The 17,373-nt window shown below is 71.2% G+C and carries 14 protein-coding genes and 1 tRNA gene; 5 read left to right on the top strand and 10 right to left on the bottom strand.

Going from position 1 to position 17,373, the window contains the following annotated elements; genetic code table 11:
* Window positions 1-140 precede the first annotated feature (140 nt).
* On the top strand, window positions 141-557 hold the full coding sequence (locus ABD224_RS17015) for a Fur family transcriptional regulator (RefSeq protein WP_344050580.1): 417 nt from the start codon (window positions 141-143) through the stop codon (window positions 555-557).
* A 165-nt stretch (window positions 558-722) separates the two neighbouring features.
* Here the strand turns inward: ABD224_RS17015 and ABD224_RS17010 are convergent.
* The 3 genes from ABD224_RS17010 to ABD224_RS17000 all read right to left on the bottom strand — a co-directional run bounded on the left by ABD224_RS17010 (window position 723) and on the right by ABD224_RS17000 (window position 6,080).
* Window positions 723-796, bottom strand: a tRNA-Met gene (locus ABD224_RS17010).
* A gap of 198 nt (window positions 797-994) precedes the next feature.
* On the bottom strand, window positions 995-2,827 hold the full coding sequence (locus ABD224_RS17005) for a tetratricopeptide repeat protein (protein WP_344050578.1): 1,833 nt from the start codon (window positions 2,825-2,827) through the stop codon (window positions 995-997).
* Between the two features lie 220 nt (window positions 2,828-3,047).
* The gene (locus tag ABD224_RS17000; RefSeq protein WP_344050702.1) at window positions 3,048-6,080 is read right to left on the bottom strand and encodes a UPF0182 family membrane protein; all 3,033 of its coding nucleotides are present in this window, start codon (window positions 6,078-6,080) and stop codon (window positions 3,048-3,050) included.
* 176 nt (window positions 6,081-6,256) lie between these two features.
* Here ABD224_RS17000 and ABD224_RS16995 point away from each other — a divergent pair, with 176 nt between their 5' ends.
* A complete protein-coding gene (locus tag ABD224_RS16995) occupies window positions 6,257-6,799 on the top strand; it encodes a PPA1309 family protein (RefSeq protein WP_344050576.1) in 543 nt (180 codons plus the stop codon).
* Between the two features lie 258 nt (window positions 6,800-7,057).
* Here ABD224_RS16995 and ABD224_RS16990 read toward each other — a convergent pair whose 3' ends face one another.
* From ABD224_RS16990 to ABD224_RS16980, 3 genes are all read right to left on the bottom strand, one after another.
* Window positions 7,058-8,155 carry a YlbL family protein gene (locus ABD224_RS16990; protein ID WP_344050574.1) on the bottom strand — a complete coding sequence of 366 codons (1,098 nt, stop codon included), beginning with the start codon at window positions 8,153-8,155 and terminating at the stop codon, window positions 7,058-7,060.
* A gap of 499 nt (window positions 8,156-8,654) precedes the next feature.
* Window positions 8,655-9,116, bottom strand: a complete 462-nt coding sequence (locus ABD224_RS16985) for a molybdenum cofactor biosynthesis protein MoaE (RefSeq protein WP_344050572.1) — start codon at window positions 9,114-9,116, stop codon at window positions 8,655-8,657.
* A 97-nt stretch (window positions 9,117-9,213) separates the two neighbouring features.
* Entirely contained in the window at window positions 9,214-10,326 is a 1,113-nt protein-coding gene (locus tag ABD224_RS16980) for an SDR family oxidoreductase (RefSeq protein ID WP_344050570.1), read from the bottom strand.
* A gap of 192 nt (window positions 10,327-10,518) precedes the next feature.
* Between ABD224_RS16980 and ABD224_RS16975 the strand changes: the two genes are divergently transcribed.
* Window positions 10,519-12,057 (top strand): zinc-dependent metalloprotease, encoded by a 1,539-nt coding sequence (locus ABD224_RS16975; RefSeq protein WP_344050568.1) that lies wholly within the window; start codon window positions 10,519-10,521, stop codon window positions 12,055-12,057.
* Complete coding sequence (locus ABD224_RS16970) at window positions 12,054-12,584, top strand: NUDIX hydrolase (protein ID WP_344050566.1); 531 nt, start codon at window positions 12,054-12,056, stop codon at window positions 12,582-12,584. Before ABD224_RS16975 ends, ABD224_RS16970 begins: the two co-directional genes overlap by 4 nt.
* A gap of 103 nt (window positions 12,585-12,687) precedes the next feature.
* Here ABD224_RS16970 and ABD224_RS16965 read toward each other — a convergent pair whose 3' ends face one another.
* The 4 genes from ABD224_RS16965 to ABD224_RS16950 all read right to left on the bottom strand — a co-directional run bounded on the left by ABD224_RS16965 (window position 12,688) and on the right by ABD224_RS16950 (window position 16,605).
* Complete coding sequence (locus ABD224_RS16965; RefSeq protein ID WP_344050564.1) at window positions 12,688-13,443, bottom strand: AIM24 family protein; 756 nt, start codon at window positions 13,441-13,443, stop codon at window positions 12,688-12,690.
* Between the two features lie 17 nt (window positions 13,444-13,460).
* Window positions 13,461-14,141 carry an AIM24 family protein gene (locus ABD224_RS16960; protein ID WP_344050562.1) on the bottom strand — a complete coding sequence of 227 codons (681 nt, stop codon included), beginning with the start codon at window positions 14,139-14,141 and terminating at the stop codon, window positions 13,461-13,463.
* Between the two features lie 13 nt (window positions 14,142-14,154).
* Complete coding sequence (locus ABD224_RS16955) at window positions 14,155-15,861, bottom strand: TerD family protein (protein WP_344050560.1); 1,707 nt, start codon at window positions 15,859-15,861, stop codon at window positions 14,155-14,157.
* A 147-nt stretch (window positions 15,862-16,008) separates the two neighbouring features.
* Window positions 16,009-16,605, bottom strand: a complete 597-nt coding sequence (locus ABD224_RS16950) for a M48 metallopeptidase family protein (RefSeq protein WP_344050558.1) — start codon at window positions 16,603-16,605, stop codon at window positions 16,009-16,011.
* 181 nt (window positions 16,606-16,786) lie between these two features.
* Between ABD224_RS16950 and ABD224_RS16945 the strand changes: the two genes are divergently transcribed.
* The coding region (locus ABD224_RS16945; RefSeq protein ID WP_344050555.1) for a ThiF family adenylyltransferase at window positions 16,787-17,373 on the top strand (587 nt) is incomplete at its 3' end.

Raw genomic sequence — 17,373 nt, 5'->3', positions numbered from 1 at the left:
TCCGGCTCCCGGCCGGACGTCCGGTCGCTTCTCTTGACCGCCGCCGGGATCGACCTCACGCTGGACAGCGTCAAAGTCAAGCAAAACTCCAAAGTCACACCCATTCGGGGGGCTATTCCCCTGCTGTTAGGCTGGTCCGCATGAGTGACCTTCTGGAACGGCTGCGTGGACGCGGGTGGCGCATGACCGCGCAGCGGCGCGTCGTGGCCGAGGTACTCGATGGTGAGCACGTTCATCTGACGGCCGACGAGGTTCATGCGCGGGCCGTCGCGAAGCTGCCCGAGATCTCTCGCGCAACCGTCTACAACACGCTGGGCGAGCTGGTCTCCCTCGGCGAGGTCCTCGAGGTGACCACGGACAAGCGCGCCAAGCGGTACGACCCCAACGCCCACCGGCCGCACCACCATCTGATCTGCTCCGGCTGCGGCACGATCCGTGACGTCCACCCGAACGGCAATCCGCTGGCCGACCTGCCCGACTCGGAGCGCTTCGGCTTCACGGTCTCGGACGTCGAGGTGACGTACCGCGGCCTGTGTCCGAAGTGCGCGGCGTCCTGACCGCGACGACGCCTTCCGCGGCCTGTGAGGTTCGCGGGGACCCCGGCACCGTCGAGGTGCCGGGGTTCTTTCGTTCTCTCGTGACGCGTGCGGCGGCGCCGGAAGGCCGCGCCGGAAACACCGAGGGCCGGAATCCTCGATCGGATTCCGGCCCTCGGCCTTCAGTAGCGGGGACAGGATTTGAACCTGCGACCTCTGGGTTATGAGCCCAGCGAGCTACCGAGCTGCTCCACCCCGCGTCGACGACTGCAACATTACGTGAACGACGGGGAGAGAAGCAAATCACCCGGGCCGCGCGCGGCGCGATGTACGTCACATCGCGTACATCCGCCCCGCGCCCTCGCCCCCCTGCGTCGCATTCTGCGTGCACACAACATTCCGTGCACCACTCCTGTGTCACGCTCCGTGACGCCATGCCGCGGATCATGCCCCAAAGGTCACGCCGACAGCTCCTCGCGCAGTGCGTCCCGCAGCCGCGCCGCCCGCTCGGCGACCGCCGCCGGCCCCAGCTCCACGGCCCGGTCGGCCCACCGCTGGCCCTCGGACAGCTCGCCCCGGCGCGCGTGGACCAGGGCGAGCCGGAGCGCCGCCCGTCCATGCCCGGCGTCGGCGGCCCGTTCCCACCACACGGCGGCCTCCGGCTCGCTGCCCTCCCGGGCGAGCAGCAGCCCCAGGTTGAACGCACCGTTGCTGGAGCCGGCCTCCGCCGCCGTCCGGTACCAGCGTGCCGCCTCCACCACGTCCCCGCGGGCCGCGGCCAGCATCCCGACCCGGACCTGTGCGCGCCGGTGCCCCTGGGAGGCCGCCCGCTCGTACCACTCCTCGCACTCGGTCTTGTCACGGAACGCGGGCTCGCCGAGCTCGTGCGCGCCCGCCGGCGGCCGGCGGGCGTCGAGCAGGGTGGCCAGCCGGTACGCGGCCTCCGCGCTGCCGCCGCCGGCCGCGCACCGCAGGTACCGCTCGGCCTCCTGCTCGTCCCCCGCGCGCAGCCGAGCGATCCCCACCTGCAGCGCCGCCTCCGTGTGCCCGGCGGCCGCCGCCCGCTCGTACCAGCGCAGGGCCTCGGGCTCCAGCTCCCGCCCCGCGTAGAGAATTCCCAGGTTGAACGCGGCGTCGACGCTGCCGGCCTCGGCCGCCTTGGAGAACCACGGCTCGGCACCGCCGGTGTCGCCGCCCTGCATCAGCAGGACGGCGAGTGCGTTCGCCGCCTCCCGGTGCCCGGCGTAGGCCGCGCGCCGGTACCACTGCTCGGCCTGGGTGATCCGGCCCTGCTCGGCGCAGAGCAGCCCGAGGTTGTAGGCGCCGTTGATGTCGCCCGCGTCCATCGCCGCCCGGTACCACCGCTCGGCGGTCTGTGTCTCGCCGCGCTCGGCGTGCAGGGCGCCCAGCGCGTTCGCCGCGTTGCCGTCGCCGTTCTGCGCGGCCCGCAGCCACCACGCGGCGGCGCCCTCGAGGTCGCCGGCGTCCCTCAGCAGGAATCCGAGTGCGCAGGCGGCCCGCACCTCGCCGTCCTTGGCGGCGGTCAGGTACCAGCGGCCGGCCTCCTCGATCTCGCCGCGCTTCTCCAGGATCGCGCCGAGGTGCAGCGCGGCCCGGCGGTGCCCGCGTGCGGCGGCCTGCCGGTACCACTGCTCGGCCTCCGTTCTGAGGGCGACGACGTCGTCACCGGCGGCCCGTCGCGCGGCCCGCCGCTCCAGTGTCCGTGCCAGCCGGTACCCGGCCTCCCGGTGGCCTCGCTCGGCGGCGGCCCGCATCCAGCGCTCGGCCTCGGCGTCACCGCGGTGCTCCAGCAGGTCGGCGAGCGCGTAGGCACCGAGGACGTGCCCCTGCTCGGCGGACTGGCGCAGCCAGTACTCGGCGGCGGGCTCGTCGCCGCGCTCACGGTGGTGGCGCCCGAGCGCGTGCGCGGCCGCCGCGGATCCGGCGACGGCGGCGATCCGCCACCATCCGGCGGCCTCGTCGGCGTATCCCCGCTGATGGAGAAGGACTCCCAGGTTGTTGGCGGCGGCGCGGTCACCGGCCGCGGTGGCGGCCCGCAGATGGGGTTCGGCTCCGTCGAGATCGCCGCGGCGCAGCAGCATGGCCCCCAGGACGCTCATGGCCTCGACGTCCCCCGACTCCGCGGCGAGGCGACGACGTGCCAGTTCCGCGACCTCCTCGGCGGCCACTCCGGTCTCGTCCCGATCGTCGCTTCCGGTCCCCTCGGAGTCGGAAGCCCGTACAAATCGCCCCGTCTCGAACAGAGTTGCCTTGTCCCCCATAACGTCCATCGTCGCACCACCTGCAACCTGGGTACACCTGGTATACCGCAGTCAGTGAGGTCACTTCAGCGTTTTGTCGACATGCCCACAGAGAGACAAGTCAAACACAGACGGCCCAACTCCCCACGGTGGCGCGGCCGCAGAACATGTCGGCACATGCGTTCGTACACCGCGAAGGGCCCGGATCCACGGCACGGATCCGGGCCCTTCCTCGGCTCGGCCGGAGCGGTCAGCCGTCGACCGCGCCGGGACCGGCGCCCGAACTCTGCTGCGTCGCCGGTGTGTTGGCGTCGCCTCCGCCGGCGTTCTCGCCGGCGCTCTCGTCGGCGTTCTTGTCGGTGCTCTTGTCGGTGCTCTTGTCGGCGTTCTTGTCACCGCCGCCGGACTTCTCCGCCTGCGCCTGCGCCTCCGCGGCCCGCTTCAGCGCGTCCTGAAGGTCCTTCTGCGCCTGGCCGTAGGCCTGCCAGTCGCCCTTCTTCAGGGCCTCCTGCCCCGCGTCGAAGGCCTTCTGCGCGTCCTTCAGCGCCTGCTGGACCGTCGGGTTGCCGCTCGCCGGGGGCGGCGGGGTCTCGCCGGTCCCGGTGTCCTCGGACGGCGGCGGTGCCGAACCCGAGGTGCCGAAGACCTTGTCGAGGGCCTCGTCGAGGGTGTTCTCGAACGCGGTGACACCGTCGTAGGTCACCAGCACCTTCCGCATCAGCGGGTACTTCAGCTGTCCGCCGCGCACGTAGACCGGCTCCACGTAGAGCAGCCCGCCGTCCAGCGGGACGGTCAGCAGGTTGCCGTACTCGATCTCCGAGTCACCGCCCCGGATGAGCCGGACGAACTCGGCGATGTTCTGCTGCGAGTTGGAGTTGAACTGGCTCTGCACCTGCTTGGGACCGCCGACCGTGGTGCTCGCCGGCAGCTTCAGGATCCTGATCTGGCCGTAGCCGGGCGTGCCCGCCTCGGCGTCGACCGCCATGAAGGCGCTCAGGTTGTCCCGGCCCGTCGGCGTGAACGTCGTCGTCAGCGAGAACGCCTGGGACTCCTGGTCGGGCATCTTCATGGTCAGGTAGTACGGCGGCACCGCGTTGCCCGACTTGGTGGTCGGGTCGTCCGGCACCTGCCACACCTCGCTGCCGCTGAGGAAGGTCTGCGCGTCCTGCACGTGGTAGCGGGTGAGCAGCTCACGCTGGACCTTGAACAGGTCCTGCGGGTAGCGCAGGTGCTCCATCAGCGCCGGCGAGATGTTCTCCCGGGGCTCGACCGTGCCGGGGAACGCCTTCATCCAGGTCTTCAGGACCGGGTCCTCGGTGTCCCACTCGTACAGCTTGACCTCGCCGCTGTAGGCGTCGACGGTCGCCTTCACCGAGTTGCGGATGTAGTTGACCTGGTTCTGCTGGGCCACCACCGCGCGCTGGTTGTTGTTGAACGTCAGCGAGTCGGCCGTGGTGTCCCCCAGCGTCGTACGGGAGGAGTACGGGTAGCCGTTCGTCGTCGTGTAGGCGTCGACGATCCACTGGATACGGCCGTCGACCACCGCCGGGTAGGCGTCGCCGTCGATGGTCAGCCAGGGCGCCACCGCCTCGACGCGCTCCTTGGGCGTGCGGTTGTACAGGATCCGCGACCCCTCGCCGATCGCGCCGGAGTAGAGGATCTGCGGCTCGCCGAACGCCACCGCGTACGCGGCCCGGTTGACCGGGTTGGAGAGGCTGACACCGCTGTTGCCCTGGTAGCGGGTGGTCTTCTCACCGCTGTCGTCGGAGTAGTCGACCTCCTTCTGGGGGCCGCCGACGATCGAGTACGTGGTGGTCTTCTCGCCGTAGTAGATCCGCTGCTCGTACTTCCCCAGCTCGCCGGTGGAGGGCAGGTCGGACTCGATGAAGGACGGCTGGCCGTTGTCGTTGGCCTCGGCGCCCTTGGCCGCGACGACGCCGTAGCCGTGGGTGTAGCGGAAATGGTTGTTGATCCAGTTCTTCTTCGGGATGCCGTCGAGGTTCAGCTCGCGCAGGCCGACGACCGTGTCCTGGCTCCTGCCGTCCTTGGTGGTGTAGCGGTCGACGTCCAGGTTGGCCGGGAATCCGTAGAAGTTCCTGATCTGCTGGAGCTGCTGGAACGTCGGCGAGACGACGTTCGGGTCGAGTATGCGGATGCTCACGGTCTTCTCGACCTCGTCGCGCAGCTTCGTCTTGTCCGCGGTCTGGCTCTTGCCCGCGTACTCGGACACCTTGGTGTTGTCGATGCCGTACGCCTCACGCGTCGCCTTGATGTTCTTCGCGACGTAGGGTGCTTCCTTGGCCTGCTCATTGGGCTGGACCTGGAACTTCTGCACGATCGCCGGGTACAGGCCGCCGATGAGGACGGCCGAGAACACCATCAGGCCGAAGCCGATGACCGGCAGCTGCCAGGTGCGCCGCCACAGGGTGGCGAAGAACAGCAGCGCGCAGATGACCGCGATGCAGAACAGGATCGTCTTGGCCGGCAGATAGGCGTGGGCGTCGACGTACCTCAGCCCCGTCCAGTTGCCGGCCGCCTTGAAGTCGCTGGACTTCACCGCCAGCCCGTAGCGGTCCAGCCAGTACGCCACCGCCTTCAGCGCCACGAAGACGCCGAGCAGTACCGACAGGTGCCCGGTGGCCGCGGCCGTGGCACGCGTGCCGGGGCTGGTGACGCGCAGCCCGCCGTACAGGTAGTGGGTGAGCGCCGCGGCGATCAGGGACAGGATCGTGGCGGCGAAGCCGAAGCCCAGCAGGAACCGGTACCAGGGCAGGTCGAAGGCGTAGAAGGAGACGTCCAGGTTGAACTGCGGGTCCCGCTTGCCGAACGGCACGCCGTTGACCCACATCAGCCAGGTCCGCCACTGGCTCGCGGCGGAGGCCCCGGCGACCAGGCCGACCAGCGCCGTGATGCCGAGCAACAGCCACTTCTTGTACGGCGCGATGCCCATCCGGTAGCGGTCCAGGCTCTGCTGCTCCAGCGACATGGCGCTCAACGGCGGCCGCAGCCGGTGCGCGAGCCAGATGTTGAACCCGACCACGCCCGCCATCAGCAGGCCGAAGACGAAGAACAGGCCGATCTTGGTCCACAGCGTGGTGGTGAACACGGACGAATAACGCACCGACCGGTACCACAGCCAGTCCGTCCAGAAGCCCGCGAACATGGCGAACGCCATGCCGAGGCCGGCAAGGACGCCCAGCGTCATGAGCAGGGTCCTGGCACGCCGGGACGGGCGGCCCACTCTCATCCGCGGCCCTGTCGGGCCTCCGCCGCGGTCCGGCATCTGGAAAGCCAAGGGTGTGCACCTCGAAGTTCGCTGTTGGATTGGGTCTCGTTTGCGTCAGGCCCTGTCCGTGGACCGTACGGTGCGCCCCCGCGAACGTGGGCCCACACTTATGCAACTTACTCACCCTTTACTCAGTTCCCGGTTCCGGCCGAGAACGAGGCAGGATTGTGACCATGTCCAACACTCCCATGGCAGCGAGCCCGCTCACCCGGGCCGTGCTCGAGATCGACGAGTACGCCTCCGGCCTCGGCTGGGATCAGCCCGCTCGTCTCTTCGCGCTCGTAGACACCGCACGCCTGCGGGCCCAGGAACCCGCCCTCGCGGCCCAGCTCGGTCTGGGGGACGAGCAGGGGGCCGCCGGTTTCACCCCGATCGAGCAGGACGAGGTCCCGACGGACCGGCCGCTCGACGAGTTCCTGGGCACGATCGCCTGGCCCGAGACGGTGACCGGCTGCGCGCTGACCGTGGAGCGCCTGATGCTGCCGCCGTCCGCCGAGGAACAGATCCCCAAGGGGCTGGACGAGGCGGCGCTGGCGCAGTGGGTGGCGGACCACCCCGAGCGGCAGGAGGTCCGCATGACGGTGGCGGTCCTGCGCGACGGCACCCGGGAGTCGGCTCTGCGGCTGCGGGAGAAGGACTCCCCGACGGAGGTCCTCACGGGCGCGAACCTGGTGCCGGGGCTGGCGGAGGCGCTGGCGGCGACGTTCGAGGAGTGACGGCGCTCAGGGCCGGCAGGGACCGCCGGCGAGGGCCGGCGAGGACCGGTGCCGACGGCCGGTGCTGACGGCCGGCACCGGCGGCTGACACCGGCGGCCGGCACCGGCGGCTGACGCCGATCGATACCGATCGACGCCGATCGATGCTGATTTACATCGAAAAGAACCGATAAGAGCCGACAAGGGCCGGATGGCGTCCAAGGGCTGAGGCCCCTCGCGGGCCGGTGACCGCCCGCCGCCCCCGAGGGGCGCCGCCCGTCAGCCCTTGGTCGTGCACTTCGGCAGATCGGCGGTGTTGCCGCCGCGGATGTCCTCCAGGGCGGCGAGGGCGTCGCGCAGGGTGTTCACCTTCACGAGGGTGAGCCCCGGAGGCGTGTCCTTGACGGCGGACGCGCAGTTGTCGGCGGGGGTCAGGAAGAACCGGGCGCCCTTGTCGTGCGCGCCGACGATCTTCATCTCGATACCGCCGATCGGACCGACCTTGCCGTCGTTGTCGATCGTCCCGGTGCCGGCCACGAACTTGCCGCCGGTCAGGCTGCCCGGGGTGAGCTTGTCGTAGATGCCGAGAGCGAACATCAGTCCGGCGCTCGGTCCGCCGACGTCGGCGAGCTTGATGTCGATCTTGAACGGGAAGGTGTGATCGGTCCCGGCGGAGATCCCGACGATGGCGCGCTTGGCGCCGGCGTCGTTGGACTGCGCCGTGGTGATGGTCACGTCCTTGGTGACGGTTGCCGTCCTGCGCTGCTTCTCGGCGGCGGCCTGCTCCTTGGCGGGCACGATCGTGAAGACGACGTCCTGCCCGGGCTTGTGCTTGGTGACCAGCTTGGCGACGTCGGAGGGCTGCTTGACCTCCGTGCCGTCGACGGCCTTGATGACATCGCCCGCGTGCAGCTTGCCCTGGGCAGGGGTGCCCTTGACGACCGTGGAGACGATCACCCAGGACCGCACCGGGAGACCCAGCTCCTTCAGTGCGGCGACCTTGGCGCTCTCCTGGGACTGGGTGAACTCCTCGGCGTTCTCCTGCGTCGACTGCTCTTCCGTCTTGCCGTTGGGGTAGAGCGTGTCGTGCGGGACGATCTTGTTGTTGTGCGCCAGCCAGCCGTAGATGGCCTCGACGAGGTTCATCCGGTAGTCAGCGCTGGTGACCCGGACGGTGGTCATGTTGAGATGGCCGTCCGCCGGGTAGGTCTTGTGCCCCGAGATCTGCAGCACCGGCTCACCGTTGTGCTCACCGAGGGTGTTGACCGTCGGTCCCGGAGACATCTCCGAGTACGGCACGGGAAGGAAGACTCCCGCGCACAGGAGCACGATCAGCATCAGTGTGGAGGCGAGCATCGTCGCGGTGCGGCGTGGCATGACTCGACAGTACGGGACGCGCCTGTCAGAGCACCGTCAGGGCAGCCTCACTCACGTACGGGAGTGCGTCCGCTCCATGGCCTCGCGGAATCGGGCATATCCGTCCAGCTCGGGACCGTCGCTGCGTGCCTTGCGGGTTCGGTTCGCCCAGCTCCCCCACAGTCCTGCGCCTATCGCGGCCACAAACGGAATCAGCAACCAGGCGAGAGCCGCCATGCCGACCTCCCAACCCCGACCGAATGAGGGCAACTGACTGATCAGCAGATTAACCATCCGCAGTGACAACGCTCACGTCCAGGGTGCGGTTACGCAACCGGAACTACGCCGAAGGAGTGCGGGCCCGGTGGACGCGTGGGATGAGCGGATACGTGTGGGGCGGCAGACATGCGTGGGCCGGCAGAGGCATCCGGGGCAGCAGACACGCATGAGCCGGCAGGCTCACGGGCCTACGGGTGCACGCGGGCCGGCCGGTGCACGCAGGCCGGCGGATGCCGGCGAGTCAGCAGGCGCCCACCCACTCCTCGGTGCCGTCGGAGAACTTCTGGTGCTTCCAGATCGGCACCTGGTGCTTGAGGTCGTCGATCAGTTTTCGGCAGGCCTCGAACGCCTCGGCCCGGTGCGGACACGACACCCCGACCACGACGGCGAGATCCCCCACCTTCAGATCTCCCACGCGGTGCACCGCCGCCAGCGCCCGTACCGGGTACTCGGCGACGACCTTCTCGGCGATCCGCCGCATCTCCGCCTCGGCGGTGGGGTGGCAGGAGTATCCGAGCTCCTCGACGTCGGCGCCCCCGTCGTGGTTCCGTACGGTCCCCACGAACAGCGCGGTCCCGCCGGCGGCCTCGTCCCCCACGGCCCTGAAGACCTCGTCCACGGAGAGCGGGGTCTCCCTGATGCCGATCAGTTTGATGGGCTCGTCGGCGGCGTACTCGCCGGGGTGATCACAGGTGGCTGCCATGGTTCCATCGTGCCGCACCACCTGCCGGCGTGCCGCACCGCCTGCCGGCGTGCCGCACCGCCTGCCGGCGTGCCGCACCGCCTGCCGGCGGCCGTCCTCAGATCCGCCGCCGGGCCTTCCGGGCCCGCCGTACGACCGCTGCCGCACCGAGCAGCGCGACCGTCGCCCCCGCGGCTCCCGCGGCCGTCGCGTCCTTCCGTCCCAGCCGCCGCCCGGCGACGGTGTGCCGTCCGGACACCTCCTCCAGCAGCGCCGCGAGGACCTCCTCGTTCGTCCACTTCGGCCGCCACCCGGCATCGTGCAGCCGGCTCCCGCTCACCACCCACGGGTACATCGTGTACGCCAGGTCCCCCGCCGGCGACGGGGTGAGCCCGATCCGGTGCAGCCGGGCCGCCGCCCCCAGCGCGATCGCCGACGGCAGCTCCATCCGCCGGATTCCGCTGAGCTCCTCGACCTCCTCCTGCTCCAGCCAGCCGTCGCACCCGACGGCCAGCTCCCCCTCGACCTTCTCCAGCACGGCGTACTCCAGCGCGCTGCACAGGTCCTCGACGTGGCAGAACTGCCACGCGGGCCGCGACCCGGCCACGACCAGCAGCCGGGGTGACTCGAAGTACCTGGTCAGCGCGGTGTCCGTGCCTCCGACCAGCACGGCGGGCCGGACGACGGTGACATTCAGCCCCGGATGGGCCCGCGGCGCGCGGCGCGCCAGCCGTTCGATCTCCAGCAGATCCCCGACCCCGGTCGCCTCGGCGGTCGCCCTCAGCTCCGCGTCCTCCGACAGCGGCAGCTCGTTGTCCGGCAGGGCTCCGTACACCATCGCGGAGGTGCAGAGCACCACACGGCGCACCCCGGCCGCCGCGGCCGCGGTCAGCACGGTCTGCGTTCCCCGGACGTTGTAGGCCGTACGCGCGGCCGGGTCGGTTCCCAGGTTGAGGTCGAGCGCCAGGTGCACCACGACGTCCACGCCGCGCAGCCTGTCCGCGATCGCCGGGTCCCGCACGTCGAGGATGTGCCACTGCGCCGCCGCGCACTCCCCGCGCCGCTCGTCGATGGCGACGACCCGCCTGATCTCGCCGGATGCGGCCAGCCGCTCGGTGAGCAGCGCGCCCACCCCGCTCGCGGCTCCGGTGACCGCGACGACGGGCCCTCGGGCGGCGGGGGTGCTTTCATGGTTTCGCGCTGCGCGAACCTGCGGATCTGGGGAACTCACCGGGCGTCTCCAGAGGTTGTGTTCCATACGGGCGCGAAGGACGCGTACGTACCAGGTGGCATCCATCCTGCCGCAGGCGTTCTGCCGGCGGAGCACTGAGGCTCGAACGGCCCTCGGTGTCTACGCTGGGTGGTGTTGTCGGGCAGCCGCGCCGCCGGAGGGAACCGGTGGCCCTACCAGCCGAGGAATCCCGTGAGTGACACCCCATTCGGATTCGGCCTTCCGCCGGAGGAGCCGGACGACGGCGACGAGGGCAAGAAGAAGGACCAGCAGAGCGGTGGTGGGCAGGGACCGGCCAATCCGTTCGGTTTCGGGCTGCCCGGTGCCGGAGGCTTCGGCGGCCCCGGGGCCGACAACCCGTTCGCAGCCGTGTTCGGCTCCCTGAACCCCAGCGACCTGGGCGCCGCGTTCCAGCAGCTCGGCCAGATGCTCTCCTACGAGGGCGGGCCGGTGAACTGGGACATGGCCAAGCAGATCGCCCGCCAGACGGTCTCCCACGGCACCCCGGACGGCACCAAGGACGCGAGCGTCGGCCCCGCCGAGCGCACCGCGGTCCAGGACGCCGTCCGCCTGGCCGACCTGTGGCTGGACGATGTGACGTCCCTGCCCTCGGGGGCCGCCTCCGCGGTGGCGTGGTCCCGCGCGGAGTGGGTCGAGGCGACCCTGCCGGCCTGGCAGGAGCTCGTCGACCCGGTCGCCGAGCGCGTCGGCAACGCCATGGCCGACGTGCTGCCGGAGGAGATGCAGGCCATGGCCGGCCCGCTGATCGGCATGATGCGCTCCATGGGCGGCGCCATGTTCGGCACGCAGATCGGACAGGCTGTCGGCGTGCTGGCGGGCGAGGTCGTCGGCTCCACCGACATCGGCCTGCCGCTCGGCCCGGCCGGCAGGGCCGCGCTGCTGCCGGTGAACATCGAGGTGTTCGGCAGGGACCTGGGCGTGCCCATGGACGAGGTGCGGCTGTACCTCGCCCTGCGCGAGGCCGCCCACCAGCGCCTGTTCGCGCATGTGCCGTGGCTGCGCTCGCACCTGTTCGGTGCGGTCGAGGGGTACGCGCGCGGGATCAAGGTCGACACCGCGCGGCTGGAGGACGTGGTCGGCCAGTTCGACCCACAGAACCCCGAGCAGCTGCAGGACGCCCTGCAGCAGGGCATGTTCCAGCCGCAGGACACCCCCGAGCAGAAGGCCGCCCTGGCCCGCCTGGAGACCGCCCTGGCGCTCGTGGAGGGCTGGGTGGACGCGGTGGTGCACGCGGCCGCGAAACCGCGTCTGACGTCCGCGGACGCGCTGCGCGAGACGCTGCGCCGGCGCCGTGCCTCGGGCGGCCCGGCCGAGCAGACGTTCGCCACGCTGATCGGTCTGGAGCTGCGTCCGCGCCGGCTGCGCGACGCCTCCCGTCTGTGGGCCTCGCTCACCGACGCGCGCGGGATCGACGGCCGTGACGCCCTGTGGGCCCACCCGGACATGCTGCCGACGGCCGCCGACCTGGACGACCCCGACGGCTTCGTCCACCGTGAGCAGATGGACTTCTCCGAGCTGGACAAGATGCTCGGCGAGGCCGCGAGCGGCTCCGCGCCCGGGCCGGACCTGCGGAAGAAGGACGGAAAGGACGGAAAGGGCGGAAAAGGCGGGGAAGAGGCGCCGGACACGCCGGACGCGAAGGCCGAGGGCGACGAGGGCGACAAGGGCGACAAGGGGGACCGGGGCGACGGGGGCGACGGCACCGAGTGAGCCTCCACGACGACGCGGTCCTCGTACTGAAGGAGTACAAGGAGCACGGGGACCAGCCCGAGCTGTGCCAGGTCTACCTGGACCATCTGGCGGCGCATCCGGACGGTGTGTGGAAGGCCTGCCACGCGGGCCACATCACCGCGAGCGCCCTTGTGATCGACCCCGAGCACGAGCGGGTGCTTCTGACACTGCACCGGAAGCTGCGGATGTGGCTGCAGATGGGCGGCCACTGCGAACCCGGCGACACCGCCCTGGAGGCCGCCGCCCTGCGGGAGGCCACGGAGGAGTCGGGCATCGCCGGCCTGGCGCCGCTGCCCGGCGGGCCGGTGCGGCTGGACCGCCACACGATCCCGCCGCCGTGCCACTGGCACCTCGACGTCCAGTACGCCGTCCTGGCCCCGCCCGGCGCGGTCCAGAAGATCAGCGACGAGTCCCTGGACCTGCGCTGGTTCGCCTACGACGAGGTGGCCGACGTGGCCGACGAGTCGGTCGTACGGCTGCTGGAGGCGACACGCGCCAGGCTCTGAGGGCTCCGAGGGTCCCGAGGGCTCCGACGAGGCGAGGGGCGACCGTCGTGACGGTCGCCCCTCGCGCCTTGTTCCGTGTCTCGTCCCGGCTCGGCGTTCCGGATCAGCTCCAGACGTTTCCCGGGTTCTGCCCCCGCGCTCCCTGCATGCCCATGCCGAACTGTGCGGCGAGGCCCTGCCCGGTCATCGCGTTCTGCGGCGGCAGCAGCTCGCTGGGCTGGACGAGCACGTACCCGCTGCCCATGAAGCTGAGCTCCCAGCCCTCACCGGTGGTGCCGCGGCGCCGCCACACCCCGGCGGAGTGCGTCTGGGCCTGCATCTGCACCCGCAGGCCGGTGGACCAGGCGACGATCGCGTCGGCGTCACAGCTGACGTACTTGTCGGGGGTCACCTGCATCAGCAGCGGCGCGCCCGAGGTCATCAGGGCGACCCGGCCGTGGCCGGTGATGTTCAGCTGGTACTTCCCCGAGCCGGAGATGCCGTACAGGCTGTCGACGGCGACGACCTCGTGGTGCAGCGAGGAGTCCATCGCCAGCACATAGCTGCTGTCGACGGACAGACCCTCATGGTCGACCTCCATGATGTGCACGTACTGGGCGAGGTTGGCGAAGTAGACCGTGCCCTGCCCGTGACAGCGCATCAGGTCCAGGCCCTCACCGGTGTACGCATGGGTGCGCGCCTGGGCCTGGCTCCGGTACTCGGCGTCGAACTCGATCATGCCCTGGTAGGCGACCATCGTGCCCTTGCGGGCGAGAACGTCGTCGTGCCCCTGCAGGGCGACGCGCAGCATCTGCTCGTTCTGCAGGCTCCAGCGCTCCTGGGTCTGGACCTCGTTGAAGGCGAAAAGCGGGCTCTGCATGGTGTTCTGTCTCCCCCTCAGCCCCGGAACCGGAGGCGGTCGGTGCTGTCCTCGCTGGGCTGGACGACGACGATGCCCTGGCCGGAGAAGGCCATCTGGAAGGCCTCGCCGCTGCCCCGGCCGATCAGGGACTGCGCCTTGAAGCTGCGCTTGCCCTTCACCTTCAGGTTCGGCGACCAGGCGATGAGCGCGTCCGGGTCGACGTAGGTCTCGTTCTCTCCGTCGCCGCAGTCGACGACGATCGGTTCGCCCCGGGAGGTCAGCGCGACCCAGCCCTGCCCGGAGATCGTGGTGTTCCACAGGCCCTGTCCGGCGAACTTGGCCAGTCCCTTGACCCGCTCGACGCCCCAGGTCAGATGGGCGTCGAAGGCCAGCAGATTGGTGGCGTTGACGGAGATGGCGTCACCGGCCAGGTTGATGACGACGACGTCGGCCCCGTAGTCGGCGAGGTAGAGCAGTCCGTCGCCGGAGCACCTCATCAGCGGGGCGCCCTCGCCGGTGATCCAGTCGCGTGCGATCTGGCGCACGGCGGCCGGGTTGGGCTCGTACCGGATGAAGCCCTCGTAGGCGACCATCGACCCCGCGCGCGCGAAGAGGTCGTTCCCGGTCTGCATGGCGACCTTCAGCATGTGGCTGCCGTGGTTCTCCATGCGGGCGGTGACAGGTGCGGGGGCGTAGCCCGCGAGCGGCTGGTTCATGACGGGCTCCCTATCAGACCTCGTAGGGCTGGACGACGACGAAGTTGCCGGGGGCGGCCCGGAACTGGAGGTTGACGCCCTCTCCGGTGGCGCCGGGGTAGGCGCCGCGGCGCATGCGCACCTGGCTGGAGACGATCACCTGGGCGGCGGCCGACCAGGCGACGACGGCGTTGGAGTCGACGAACGTCGTCGGTGTCACGGGCAGGACGACGGGCTTGCCGTGCGTCTTGACGACGACCGTGCCGGTGCCCTGGAACTGCATGGTGAACAGGGCACCGCCGGGGATGCCGTGTCCGTCGATGCGGCGCACCTCGTACCGCAGGCTCTCGTCGAAGGCGAGGACGTTCTCGGCGGAGACGCAGATGGCGTCGCCCTGGAGCTCGACGGGGTGCAGATGGGCGGAGTTCTCGGCGAAGAACACCTGGCCCTGGCCGGTGCAGCGCATCAGCTGCATCTCCTGGCCGGTGGCGTTGCCCACGATCCGGCCCATGAAGCCGGCGCCCTTGTAGCTGAAGTCGACCTTGCCCTGGTAGAGCACCATGCTGCCCTGCCGGGCCAGCACCGGCTCGCCTCCCGTGCCGAGGTCGGCGCGGATCAGCTTGCTGTTCTGCAGCGTCCAGCGCTGACCGGCGGGCTTCTCCTTGTAGAGCTGCAGTGCCCCGGCCACACCGGCGGCCTGGGCGGTGCCCTGCGGGGTGCCGTGGGGCGCGCCCTGGCCGGGGACCTGTCCGAACGGCGGCGGCTGCTGCCCGTAGCCCGGGGGCGGGGTCTGCGGCACCTGGGGCTGGGGGTGGCCGGGCGGCGGGGTCTGCCCGTGAGGAGGACCGTACGGCGGCTGCTGGCCGGGGTGCCCGTACGGCGCGGGCGCCGGGGCGGGCGGCGGCACGGTGCCGCCGGGCGGGGTCATGGGGGCGACGACCGTCGGCGCGGCGTGCGTCTGGGGTGCGGGCGGCGGCGGGGTGGCCCCTGGGGGCGCGGGCGGTGGGGTGGCTCCCGGTGGCGGCGCGAAGCCCTGCGGGGCGGGCTGGGGCGCGGGAGCCGCCGGGGCCGGCGCGGGTGCGGCGGGGGTGACCGGAGCGGAGGGTCCGGAGGGAACGGCGAACGGCGGAGGCGGGGCGGCCTGGGCGGGCGGGGCGAAGCCCGGGGCCGCACCGGACTGCTGCTGCGGGTCCTGGGCGGGGGCGCTCTCCTCCTCCAGGACCTCGCCGCCGAAGTTCTTCAGCAGCGCCTCGAGGCCGCCGTCGAAGCCCTGGCCGACGGCCGCGAACCGCCATACGTCCTTGAAGTAGAGGTCGCCCAGCATCACGGCCCGCTCGGTGGAGAACTCCGAGCCGTCGAACGCGTACCGGGCCACCTCCTCGCCGCCCGCCACGATGCGCAGGTAACCGGGGTTGATCTGCGACATCTGTCCGGCGCCGTCGATGGTCGCGGTGAACGACAGCTTCCGGATGTGCGGCGGGATCTTCTCGAGCGTGACCCGGAAGGACTCCGTGTCGCCCGCCTGCGGCCCCAGCAGCTGGATGGCTTCCTCGGGGGATTTCGGCTGGTTGTAGAAGACGAAGTACCGGTCGTCCGAGAGGCGTTCGTCGGCGTCCAGCCCGAAGCAGCTGATGTCGAAGGTCAGTCCGGGAGCCGAGATCTGCACGCCCACGTACAGATCCGTGCCCGCGGTCAGGTCACTGAGCCTGGCCTTGTGGCCGCGCTGGAATTCCCTGGGCATACGCAACGACCGTCCCCCATACCGAAGTGCGAGTACGTCGGGTCAGGCTAACCGCAAACCCTGACATCGGATGAAGTCGGTACAGATCCGGTACACAGCCCCGGTCCGGTGGTCCGGTGGAGTCCTCCGGGATCCCGGGGGCCGGGGTCACTCGCCGCGGGCGTCCGGCCCCTGCGGCAGCCGTCCGGCGGCGGCCACTCCCTCGAGGCAGCCCCGGGCCCGCTCGGTGCGCGGACAGGCCTCCAGCAGTCGCCAGAAGTCGGGGCCGTGACCGGGGACCAGCAGATGGGCGAGCTCGTGCAGGAGGACGTAGTCCACGACGTACTCGGGCATCCCCCGCAGACGGTGCGAGAGCCGGATGCTGCCCTCCGCCGGTGCGCACGAGCCCCAGCGTGTGTTCTGGTGGGTGACCCAGCGCACCGAGGCGGGCCGGGCCCGGCCGTCGAGGAACCGGGCCGACAGCCGCTCGGCCCGCTCGGCGAGCTCCGCGTCACCGAGCGGGTGCCGGCTCTCCCGCGCGGCCGGCTTGTCGAGCATGACGGTCACCCAGCGCCGCTCCTCCGCCTCGGACATCCGGGCAGGAATCAGCACAATGGTGCGATCGCCCTCGCGGTACGCGGAGACCGTCCGGCGGCGACGGGCGCTCCTGCGGACCTCGATCGCGCCCGCCGCCGGAAGGCCGGGCGGCGGGGTCGTCTTGCCGCGCCGGGGCGTCCCGGCGCGGCACGGTGGATCGGCGGACACACCCCGACGTCACCGGGTGCGGGTGCGGGAAGTCCCGGGTCCGGAACAGTTCCCTGCGGACGCCTCACCCGGCGTCATGCTTGTACGACAAACATCCCCAGCCTGTGGACAACTTTCGGCGCCGGCCGGCGGAGGCGGGCATGCTGGCACTCACTTCGTTCTTCGGGCTACGGGGGCTCGCATGCATCCGATGGTGAAACCCGCGCTCCGGCGCGGCTGGCGTGATCTCAACACCGTGCAGTTCGGGATGACACCGGCGCACGCGCTGACACTGGGCCCGGTGGACACCGCGACGGGCAGCTTCCTGGAGCTGCTCAACGGCACGCGCGGACTGCCCCTTCTGCGCGAGGAGGGGCGGCGCATGGATCTGCCCGACGGTCATGTGGACCGCCTTGTGGAGCGGCTGGCCCGGGCGGGGCTCCTCGACGACGTCCGGGGCGGCGGCGCGGAGGCGGACGCGCTGAGGGAGAAGAAGGAGGTCATGGACCGGCTGGCACCCGATCTGGCCTCGCTCTCCCTGGTCACGCGCGAACCGGGCGAGGCGATCGGGCGTCTGGCGGCCCGGCGCGGCCTGCGCGTGCAGGTCCGGGGTGCGGGCCGGGTGGGTGCCGTGCTGGCCGCGCTGTTGTCCGGCGCGGGGGTGGGCGAGGTCGATGTGCGCGACGGCGGCCGTGTGGAGCCGTGGGACGTCGCCCCGGGCGGCCTGCCCGCCGAGGCCGTCGGCGACTGGGGGGCCGGCCGAGCAGGACGCCTCCGCCGAGCAGGGCT

It is taken from the genome of Streptomyces thermoalcalitolerans (assembly GCF_039525155.1).
Taxonomy (GTDB): domain Bacteria; phylum Actinomycetota; class Actinomycetes; order Streptomycetales; family Streptomycetaceae; genus Streptomyces; species Streptomyces thermovulgaris.
The sequence above is the reverse complement of the archived record's forward strand: the minus strand, read 5'-3'. Positions and strand labels throughout refer to the sequence as shown.

Excerpts from the sequence above, each read along its gene's own strand:
- ABD224_RS17015 (WP_344050580.1), top strand. The coding sequence starts at position 141 with ATGAGTGACCTTCTGGAACGGCTGCGTGGACGCGGGTGGCGCATGACC.
- ABD224_RS17005 (WP_344050578.1), bottom strand. The coding sequence starts at position 2,827 with ATGGACGTTATGGGGGACAAGGCAACTCTGTTCGAGACGGGGCGATTT.
- ABD224_RS17000 (WP_344050702.1), bottom strand. The coding sequence starts at position 6,080 with ATGCCGGACCGCGGCGGAGGCCCGACAGGGCCGCGGATGAGAGTGGGC.
- ABD224_RS16995 (WP_344050576.1), top strand. The coding sequence starts at position 6,257 with ATGTCCAACACTCCCATGGCAGCGAGCCCGCTCACCCGGGCCGTGCTC.
- ABD224_RS16990 (WP_344050574.1), bottom strand. The coding sequence starts at position 8,155 with ATGCCACGCCGCACCGCGACGATGCTCGCCTCCACACTGATGCTGATC.
- ABD224_RS16985 (WP_344050572.1), bottom strand. The coding sequence starts at position 9,116 with ATGGCAGCCACCTGTGATCACCCCGGCGAGTACGCCGCCGACGAGCCC.
- ABD224_RS16965 (WP_344050564.1), bottom strand. The coding sequence starts at position 13,443 with ATGCAGAGCCCGCTTTTCGCCTTCAACGAGGTCCAGACCCAGGAGCGC.
- ABD224_RS16960 (WP_344050562.1), bottom strand. The coding sequence starts at position 14,141 with ATGAACCAGCCGCTCGCGGGCTACGCCCCCGCACCTGTCACCGCCCGC.
- ABD224_RS16955 (WP_344050560.1), bottom strand. The coding sequence starts at position 15,861 with ATGCCCAGGGAATTCCAGCGCGGCCACAAGGCCAGGCTCAGTGACCTG.